8 protein-coding genes are annotated in these 9,427 nt (G+C 70.5%); 3 read left to right on the plus strand and 5 right to left on the minus strand.

Features of this window, described 5'->3' with window-relative positions; translation table 11 throughout:
• Positions 1–11 precede the first annotated feature (11 nt).
• Both ABZ833_RS45440 and ABZ833_RS45445 read right to left on the minus strand, forming a co-directional pair.
• Positions 12–986, minus strand: coding sequence for a Gfo/Idh/MocA family oxidoreductase (locus ABZ833_RS45440; RefSeq protein ID WP_361059959.1), 975 nt, complete (start codon positions 984–986; stop codon positions 12–14).
• Positions 987–1,058: 72 nt separating this feature from the next.
• On the minus strand, positions 1,059–2,228 hold the full coding sequence (locus ABZ833_RS45445) for a macrolide family glycosyltransferase (RefSeq protein ID WP_361059962.1): 1,170 nt from the start codon (positions 2,226–2,228) through the stop codon (positions 1,059–1,061).
• Between the two features lie 690 nt (positions 2,229–2,918).
• Here ABZ833_RS45445 and abc-f point away from each other — a divergent pair.
• From abc-f to ABZ833_RS45460, 3 genes are all read left to right on the plus strand, one after another.
• Positions 2,919–4,565, plus strand: coding sequence for a ribosomal protection-like ABC-F family protein (gene abc-f, locus ABZ833_RS45450; protein ID WP_361059965.1), 1,647 nt, complete (start codon positions 2,919–2,921; stop codon positions 4,563–4,565).
• A gap of 132 nt (positions 4,566–4,697) precedes the next feature.
• Positions 4,698–5,474: a class I SAM-dependent methyltransferase gene (locus ABZ833_RS45455; RefSeq protein ID WP_361059968.1), complete on the plus strand. Its 777-nt coding sequence runs from the start codon at positions 4,698–4,700 to the stop codon at positions 5,472–5,474.
• A 17-nt stretch (positions 5,475–5,491) separates the two neighbouring features.
• Positions 5,492–6,136, plus strand: coding sequence for a dTDP-4-dehydrorhamnose 3,5-epimerase family protein (locus ABZ833_RS45460; RefSeq protein ID WP_361059971.1), 645 nt, complete (start codon positions 5,492–5,494; stop codon positions 6,134–6,136).
• Between the two features lie 60 nt (positions 6,137–6,196).
• On the opposite strand, the gene ahcY is transcribed toward ABZ833_RS45460, so the two are convergent.
• The 3 genes from ahcY to ABZ833_RS45475 all read right to left on the minus strand — a co-directional run.
• Positions 6,197–7,594, minus strand: coding sequence for an adenosylhomocysteinase (gene ahcY, locus ABZ833_RS45465; protein ID WP_361059974.1), 1,398 nt, complete (start codon positions 7,592–7,594; stop codon positions 6,197–6,199).
• On the minus strand, positions 7,584–8,444 hold the full coding sequence (metF, locus tag ABZ833_RS45470; RefSeq protein ID WP_361059976.1) for a methylenetetrahydrofolate reductase [NAD(P)H]: 861 nt from the start codon (positions 8,442–8,444) through the stop codon (positions 7,584–7,586). Before metF ends, ahcY begins: the two co-directional genes overlap by 11 nt.
• A partial coding sequence (locus ABZ833_RS45475) for a vitamin B12 dependent-methionine synthase activation domain-containing protein (RefSeq protein ID WP_361059979.1) occupies positions 8,441–9,427 on the minus strand: 987 nt, incomplete at its 5' end. The genes ABZ833_RS45475 and metF, both read right to left, overlap by 4 nt.

A 9,427-nucleotide genomic window follows, 5' to 3' on the forward strand; every position in this document is an offset into this window, starting at 1 on the left:
CAGCCCGGCCCTCACCGCCCGCGCAGCGCGACGGCGCGGACCTCCTCGGCCAGGCGGGCCTGTTCGACCAGTGCCCCGCCCGTGAGCGGGGACGGAGCGCCCGAGCGGATGCCCTCGACGAAGGCCGTCACCACGGAGCGGAACTGGTCGTGCGGAGGCACGAGCAACTCCTCGTGGGAGCCGTCGTGTTCGAGGTGGATCACCGCCGTGTGGTCCGCGGGCGGCGTGTAGGCGCGGGGCACCAGGATGCGGCCCCGCGAGCCCGTGAGCTCGTACCGGCCCCGGTAGGCGTGCTCCAGGCCGAACCCGAGCTGTGCCACCGCGCCGCCGGGCGCCGTGAGCAGCGCCGCCCCGCCGGTGTCCACGCCCGTGCGCGGGTCCGACGTGAGGTGCGCGCCGGCCACGCCGAGGCCGGGCCCCAGGTGGCGCAGCGCGGTGCGCAGCGGATAGCCGCCGACGCCGGTGAGCGCGCCGCCGTCCAGGTCGCGGCGGTGACGGATGTCGTCGGACGGTTTGCCGGGGATGGTGAACTCGGCGTTCAGGGAGCGGAGTTGGCCGATCCTCCCGGCGGCGAGCAGAGCGTCGACCACCTGGTGCTGGGGGTGGCACAGGAACATGTAGTTCTCGAACAGCGCGCGGTCGCGGGCACGGGCGAGGTCCCAGAGCTCCGACGCCTGCCGTGCGCTGCCCGTCAGCGGTTTCTCGCACAGGACGTGCTTGTCCGCCTCCAGCGCGCGCCGTGTCCAGCCGGCGTTGAGCGCGGGCGGCAGCGGCACGTAGACGGCGTCCACGTCGGAGCGGCCGAGCACGGCCTCGTACCCGGTCACCGGTTCGCCGCCGAACCGCTCGGCGAACGCGGCCGCCTTGGCCCCGTCCCGGCTCCCGACGGCCACCACCTCCACCGCGGGGTGGGCGGCGAGCGCGGGCAGCATGCGCCGCCAGGCGATGTCCGCACAGCCCAGCACGCCCATCCGTACTCTGCCCATGGCCGCCCTCCCCCGTTCCCGAGCACGCGGCCGGTGGCCCCCGCGGGGCCACCGGCCGGTGCGACTGCCGACTCAGCGCAGGGCGGCCTCGATGAGGTCGGCGGCCCGCCGGGTCCCGCCCTCGGCCAGCAACTCGGCGCGCAGCTCGTCGGAGCGGCGGCGGACCTGGCTGTCGCCGGTGAGCTCCAGCAGCGCCGTGCGCAGTGCCTCGGCCGTGGCGTCGGCGGTGTCGATGCGCCGGGCCACGCCGAGCGCGACGAGCTGGTCGGCGTTGCCGAACTGCTCGGCACCCTGCGGCACGGCGATCATCGGCACGCCGGTGTAGAGCCCCTCGCTGCTGCCGCCCATGCCGGCGTGGGTGACGAAGGCGTCGGCCTGCTCCAGGATCGCCAGCTGCGGCACCCAGTTGTGCACCTCGACGTTGGAGGGAATGTCACCGAGCTCCTCGGCGTCGGTGTGCTTGCCGATCTGGAGGACGACGTGCCAGCCGTCCAGGTCGCCGAAGGCCGCGAGGCACTGGCGGTAGAACTCCGCCTGCTGGGTGTAGGCGGAGCCGAGGGAGACCAGCAGCACCTTCCCCGCGTCGGCGGGGCGGGTCCAGCTCCCCTGGTCGGAGCGGTCTCCGAGGCAGGGGCCGACGAAGGTCACCACGTCGGTGTCCACCCGGTCGGCGTTCGGCTGCATGGCCTTGGTGATCAGTGCGATGGACCGGGCGGGCATGCCGCTGAACGCGTCGACGTCCAGGGTGGTCGCTCCGCACTCGGCCAGCCAGGAGGAGAACTTCTGCCGGTACGCGTCGGCGCCCGGCAACTTCATCAGCTGGTCGCCGACCTCCTCCTGGTAGCCCTTCCACGCCACGAAGGTCGGGGAGAGCTGGATGAGCGGGCGGCCCTGGGCCTCGGCGAGCGCGCGGCCCGTGTAGGACCCGATGTCGTACAGGTAGAGATCGGCGGGGTCCTGGTCGTAGTGGGCCCGCAGTTGCGGAAGCGCCTGCACCGCGTCGTCGAGGAAAAGGGTCATGGCCGAGATCGGGTCCTGCGGCCAGTTGTTGTCGGCGACGGGGAGCGTGGTGGTGCAGGGGACGAACTCGGCACCGGTGGCGGTGATCTGGTCGGCGACGATCGGGTCGTCGGCGTACGTCACCCGGTGCCCGCGCGCGACGAGTTCACGGATGACCTCGATGCCGGGCAGGACGTGGCTGACGATGGGGCTGCCGATCATCGCGATATGGCGACGGGACATAAGGCATAACTCTTTTCGGTGCTACGGCATATCGACAGAAGAGGGGGGGTGGGGCGCCGCGGCCCGCGTCAGCCGTAGATCTGGGGAAAGTGCATGCCGCAGACATTAACCACACCCACCGTTTCGGGAGAAGTGCCGGACGCCGCCGTGCGCCCGCGGGTGCGGCCCGCCGCGGCGCCTGCGGCCGCGCTCCGTACCCCTGATCGTTTGCGCAGGTGCCGACCGCCGGACGGCCGGTACGCGGCGGCCTCCCGGTGTGCACACCGGCCCCCGCCCCGGCGGCGGCCACCCGGCCGACAACAGCCGAAAATCACCGGCACTTGGCCAATTCCCTGCCGTACATCTCCCCACCTGTACAAAGGGCCCCTGCTAAGATCTTCTCTGTGATTCTCACTTTCGCCGCCGCAGGCATCTACTACATCTGACGCCGTCCCGCGGGCACTTGTGCTCCGGGCGTCACAGGCACGGCGCGTGCCGCTTCTCAAGCGGCCCTCTTCCGCCGTTCAAGCGCCGCACTGGCCTTTCACGACAGTCTCTTGTCCTGCGCCATGCGGTCAGCCTGTCATCGGCACCCGTTCGAGCAGTGCACCCGCCTCGGTCGACTTCCTCGGACCTACGGATGAAACGGCGTGCGAATCCATGCATGACTCCTCTTTCACGAACTCTTCTGCGGACTCCGCTACGCAGCCTTTGGCGCCGGACACGTCGTCGGCGGGCGGCTTCCAGGTCGTCCTGGACGACATCCAGCACTCCCGCGGCACCCGCCGCCTGCTGGACGGCGTGCACCAGTCCGTGACCCTCGGCGAGCGCATCGGCGTCATCGGGGAGAACGGATCGGGCAAGACCACCCTGCTGCGTCTGCTCGCCGGGGTGGACAAGCCCGACGAGGGCCGGGTCCTGGTGCGTGCGCCGGGCGGTACCGGCTACCTCCCGCAGGTCCCCGAGCTGGCACCCGACGACACGGTGGGGGACGCCATCGACCATGCCCTGGCGGAACTGCGCTCCCTGGAACGCGCGTTGCGCCGGTGCGAGAGCGCCATGGCCGAGGCGGACGGCGATGATCTCGCGGTCCTGCTGGCCGAGTACGGCGATCTCACGGAGGCGTTCGAGGCCCGGGACGGCTACGCGGCCGACTCCCGGGTGCAGGCCGCCCTGCACGGCCTGGGTCTGGCGTCCGTGGACACCACCCGGCGCCTGGCCGGCCTGTCCGGCGGCGAGCAGGCGCGCCTCGGCCTGGCCTGTGTGCTGGCCGCCGCACCGCAGCTGATGCTGCTCGACGAGCCCACCAACCATCTGGACCGGGCCGCCCTGGAATGGCTCGAGGAACACCTGCGCTCCCATCGCGGCAGCATCCTCGTCGTCTCCCACGACCGCGTCTTCCTGGAGCGGGTGGCCACCGCCCTGTGGGACATCGACGCCGAGCGGCACACGGTCCACCGCCACGGCGGCGGCTACGCCGGCTACCTCAAGGCCAAGGAGGCCCTGCGGCTGCGCCGGGAGCAGCAGCACCTGGAGTGGAAGGACGATCTGGCCCGCCAGCGCGAACTGACGCGCGCCGCGGCGAACCACGTGGCCGCCGGGCCACGGGCCAACACCGACCGGACGAACGGGCGGCACCAGCGCAGCGTGGAGAAGCAGATCTCCGCCCGCGTGCGCAACGCCAAGGAGCGGCTGCGCCGACTCGAGGAGAACCCGGTCCCCCGCCCGCCGCGGCCGATGCGCTTCGCACCCCGGATCCAGGGAGGTGGCGCCGCGGGCGACTCGGCGGTCGCCGGGCTGTACCAGGTCGAGGTGGAACAGCGGCTGCACGTATGGGACTTCGAGGTACGTCCGGGCGAGCGCGTCCTGATCACCGGCCCCAACGGGGCGGGCAAGTCCACCCTGTTGCGGGTGCTGGTCGGCGACCTGGAACCGGACCGGGGCACGGGCACACGTCCGGCGCGCACCGGCTGGCTGCCGCAGGAGACAGCGGTCACCGAGCCCGGACTCAGTCTCCTGGACGCGTTCCGCGCGGGCCTGCCCGGCGATGTGGAGGCGCACCGCGGGGCACTCCTGGGCCTGGGGCTGTTCAAGCCGTCCGATCTGGCCACGCCGGTGGCGGGGCTCTCCGTCGGACAGCGCCGCCGCCTCGCCCTGGCCCGACTGCTGCACGAGCCCGTCGACCTGCTGGTGCTCGACGAGCCGACGAACCATCTGTCACCGGCCCTGGTGGAGGACCTCGAAGAGGCCCTGTCGCACTACCAAGGAGCACTGGTCGTCGTCTCCCACGACCGCATGCTCGAAAGGCGGTTCACCGGGCGCACAGTGCGCCTGGAGAACGGCTCCATCCGCGGCTGATCCCGCTGTTCCGTCGTACCGCCCCGTGGGACGGTACGACGGAGCGATCACCCCACCTCGCCCGGGGACACCGGCGCTGCCGTGACCACGCTCCGGCTCTTCTGACCCACCGGCGAAAGGAACAGCCCCCTCATGGCCAAGGACGGATTCACCGATCCGCGCATCGTCCCCCACGAGTCGGACCAGGAACGCGACGCGCGCGAGCGGCTCACCAAGCTCCTCGTCGACAGCCCCATCCCGCCCCAGTACCTGATCGACAACCTGCCCGTCTATCTGCGCCGCCACCAGCTGTCCGACCTGCTGTCCATGGACGCGCTCTACCGCATGCTGCCCGAAGTCCCGGGCGTCATCATGGAGTTCGGCGTGCTGCACGGCCGTCACCTGGCCACGCTGACGGCCCTGCGCAGCATCTACGAGCCGTACAACTCGCTGCGGCGCATCATCGGCTTCGACACGTTCACCGGCTTCCCGGACGACATCAAGGACGTGGACAAGGTCAGCACCAGCGCCGTCGCCGGGCGTTTCGCGGTGCCGGAGAACGAGGTCGACCACCTGCGCGAGGTGCTCGCGGCCCATGAGGCCTCCGAGCCGTTCGGGCACACGCAGCGCTCCTTCGTCGTGCAGGGCGACGTGCGCGAGACCGTTCCGCAGTACCTGGCGGACAACCCGGAGACGGTCATCGCCATGGCCTACTTCGACCTGGATCTCCACCAGCCGACCAAGGAACTCCTCGAGGCGATCCGGCCGCACCTGACCAAGGGCAGCATCCTCGCGTTCGACGAGCTGGCCCACCCGAAGTGGCCCGGTGAGACCACCGCGCTGCGGGAGGTCTTCGGCCTGGACTGCGCGCCGCTGCGCCAGCTGCCCGGCCGTGAGCCGCCGGTCATCTACATGAAGTGGGGCGAGTGACCGGACGGCGGGCACCTGTGACGACGACTCGATCCACCGGCACGCCCGCGCCCACGACCGCGCCCACGACCGTCCGGGAACTCGCCGTCGAGGGTGCCTACGAGTTCACCCCGAAGGTCTTCCCCGACCGGCGCGGCCTGTTCGTGACCACGTATCAGCAGCCGCAGTTCACGGAGGCGAGCGGGCACGCCTTCCCCGTCTTCCAGACCTGCCAGAGCCAGTCGAGCCGCGGCGTGGTGCGCGGTGTGCACTTCACGGCGACACCGCCGGGCATGGCCAAGCACGTCACGTGCGGGCGCGGCCGGGCGCTGGACTTCGTCGTCGACCTGCGGGTCGGGTCGCCCACCTTCGGCGAGTGGGACACGGTCGAGCTCGGCCAGGACACCTTCCGGTCGACGTACCTGCCGGTCGGTGTGGGCCATGTGTTCGTCGCGCTCGAGGACGACACCACGATGGTGTACCTCATGTCCGGGCCGTACGTGGCGCAGCACGAGCTCGCCGTCTCCCCGCTGGACCCGGCGCTCGCCCTGCCTCTCACGCTCGACGGCGTGGAGCCGGTCATGTCCGAGCGCGACGTCGCGGCCCCCAAGCTGGCCCAGGCGCTGGAGGCGGGCATCCTGCCGGACTACGCGACCTGCCGGGAACTGGAGAGGGCGCTGTAGCGGCCCGCCGTTCGTACGGAGATGACCGCCGGGGCGCAGAGCGCCCCGGCGGTCATGTGTTCAGTAGCGGTAGTGGTCGGGCTTGTAGGGGCCCTCCACCTCGACGCCGATGTACGAGGCCTGCTCGGGGCGCAGCGTCGTGAGCTTCACGCCGAGCGCGTCCAGGTGGAGACGGGCGACCTTCTCGTCCAGGTGCTTGGGCAGCACGTAGACGTCCGTCGGGTACTCCTCCTGCTTGGTGAACAGCTCGATCTGGGCCAGCGTCTGGTCCGCGAAGGAGTTGGACATCACGAAGGACGGGTGGCCCGTCGCGTTGCCCAGGTTCAGCAGACGGCCCTCGGAAAGCACGATCAGGACCTTGCCGTCGGGGAACGTCCACGTGTGGACCTGCGGCTTGACCTCGTCCTTGACGATCCCGGGGATCTTCGCGAGACCGGCCATGTCGATCTCGTTGTCGAAGTGACCGATGTTGCCCACGATCGCCTGGTGCTTCATCCTGGCCATGTCCGAGGCCATGATGATGTCCTTGTTGCCGGTCGTCGTGACGAAGATGTCGACCTTGTCGACGACCTCGTCCAACGTCGCGACCTGGTAACCGTCCATCGCCGCCTGCAGTGCGCAGATCGGGTCGACCTCGGTGACGATCACGCGCGCGCCCTGGCCGCGCAGCGACTCGGCACAGCCCTTGCCCACATCGCCGTAACCGCAGACGAGGGCGGTCTTGCCGCCGATCAGGACGTCCGTGGCACGGTTGATGCCGTCGATCAGAGAGTGGCGGCAGCCGTACTTGTTGTCGAACTTCGACTTCGTCACGGCATCGTTCACGTTGATCGCCGGGAACAGCAGGCTGCCGTCACGGTGCATCTCGTACAGACGGTGCACGCCCGTCGTGGTCTCCTCGGTCACGCCACGGATCTCCGAGGCGATGACGGACCAGTCGAGCGTGCTGCGCTCCAACAGGGCCCGGACCACGGCCAGTTCCTCGTTGGACGCCTCGGGCAGATTGCCCGTCTTGTGCTGCTCGACGCCCAGGTGGACCAGCATGGTGGCGTCGCCGCCGTCGTCCAGGATCATGTTCGGGCCCGCGTGCCCGGGCCAGGTCAGCGCCTGCTCGGTGCACCACCAGTACTCCTCCAGGGTCTCGCCCTTCCAGGCGAAGACCGGGATGCCGGCGGCGGCGATCGCGGCGGCGGCGTGGTCCTGGGTCGAGAAGATGTTGCAGGAGACCCAGCGGACCTCGGCGCCCAGGGCGATCAGGGTCTCGATCAGCACGGCCGTCTGGACCGTCATGTGCAGAGAACCGGTGATGCGTGCGCCCGCGAGCGGCTGCGCGGCCGCGTACTCCTTGCGGATCGACATCAGGCCGGGCATCTCGTGCTCGGCGAGGGTGATCTCCTTGCGGCCGAACTCGGCGAGGGAGAGATCGGCGACCTTGAAGTCGGTGAACTCAGCTGACATGAAGGCTCCTTGAGCTGTTCAGTACGTTGCGGTGGATGTCCAAGGCCGCGGTGGACCTGTTGAGCGTGATGTAGTGCAGGCCGGGGGCACCCTCGGCGAGCAGCCGGTCCGCCATCGCGGTGGCGTGGTCGACCCCGATCCGGTACGCGTCGTCGGGGCGCTCACGGGCGGCTTCGAGCCGGTGGGCCAGGTCCTCGGGAAAGGCGGCGTCGGAGAGCTCGGCGAAGCGCCGGATCTGGCGGGCATCGGTGGCCGGCATGATCTCCGGAATGACCGGCGTCGTGCAGCCGTCGGCCGCGACCCGGTCACGCAACCGCAGATAGTCCTCCACGTCGAAGAACATCTGGGTGATGGCGTAGTCCGCGCCCGCGCGGCACTTGGTCACGAAGTGCCGGATGTCGCTGTCCCAGTCGGGAGACCGCGGGTGCCGCTCCGGGAAGGCCGCGACACCGATGGTGAAATCCCCCAACGACCGCACCAGCTCCACGAGTTGGTACGCGTGCGTGTAGCCGTCCGGATGCGGCGTCCACGGCCCCTTCGGGTCGCCCGGCGGGTCGCCGCGCAGCACGAGCACATCGCGCACCCCGGCGTCCGCGTACTGGCCGATGATGCGGCGCAGTTCGGCCACCGAGTGCCCGACGGCCGTCAGGTGCGCCACCGGGCGCAGCGTCGTCTCGGCCACGATCCGTTTGGTGACCTCGATGGTGCGCTCCCGTGAGGAGCCTCCCGCGCCATAGGTGACGGACACGAAGTCGGGCGCGAGCGGTTCGATGCGGCGGATGGCCTGCCACAGCGCCTGCTCGCCCTTGGCCGTCTTCGGCGGGAAGAACTCGAAGGAGAACGTCGTCATGCGCGGCCTCCCGCGTTGAAGTAGCTCGCCTCGGGGTGGTGGATGACGATGGCGTCGGTGGACTGCTCGGGGTGGAGCTGGAACTCCTCGCTGAGCTGGACCCCGATCCGCTCGGGTTCGAGCAGCTGTGCGATCTTGGCGCGGTCCTCCAGGTCCGGACAGGCCGGGTAGCCGAGCGAGTAGCGGCAGCCCTGGTACTCGGTCCGGAACATGCCTTCCATCGCGGACGGATCACTGCCGGCGATGTCGAGTTCGGCGCGTACGCGCGCGTGCCAGTACTCGGCGAGTGCCTCGGCCAACTGCACGGACAGGCCGTGCAGTTCGAGGTAGTCGCGGTAGGAGTCGGCGGCGAACAGCTCGGCGGCGGCCTCACCGATCCTCGAACCCATCGTGACCACCTGGAGCCCGACCACGTCGGTCTCCCCCGATTCCTCCGGGCGGAAGAAGTCGGCCAGACACAGGCGGCGTCCACGGCGCTGGCGCGGGAAGGTGAACCGGGTGCGCTCGTTGCCGTCGTCGTCCAGGATGATCAGGTCGTCGCCCTTGGAGACGCAGGGGAAGTAGCCGTGGACCACGGCCGCCTCCAGGAGGTTCTCCGTGCGCAGCCGGTCGAGCCACATGCGCAGCCGCGGCCGGCCCTCGCTCTCGATGGTGTCGCCCTTGAGCCCCCACTGCCCCTTGAACAGCGCGCTCTCGTCCAGCCAGGAGGCGTACTCCTTGAGCTGGATGCCCTTGACCACGCGAGTGCCCCAGAACGGCGGGGCGGGGACCGGGTTGTCGACGGCGACGTCCGAGCGGCCGACGTCCTGCGGCTCTTCGAGGATCAACTCCCGCTTCGGGACGCGGCGTTGCTTGAGTTCGGGCAGGGTGGCGCCGGGGACGCCGCGCTTGACGGCGATGAGGGCGTCCATCAGGCGCAGGCCCTCGAACGCGTCGCGGGCGTAGCGGACCTCGCCCTCGTAGATCTCGTGGAGGTCCTGCTC

It is taken from the genome of Streptomyces sp. NPDC047525 (assembly GCF_040643025.1).
In the GTDB taxonomy this organism is placed as follows: Bacteria; Actinomycetota; Actinomycetes; order Streptomycetales; family Streptomycetaceae; genus Streptomyces; species Streptomyces durmitorensis.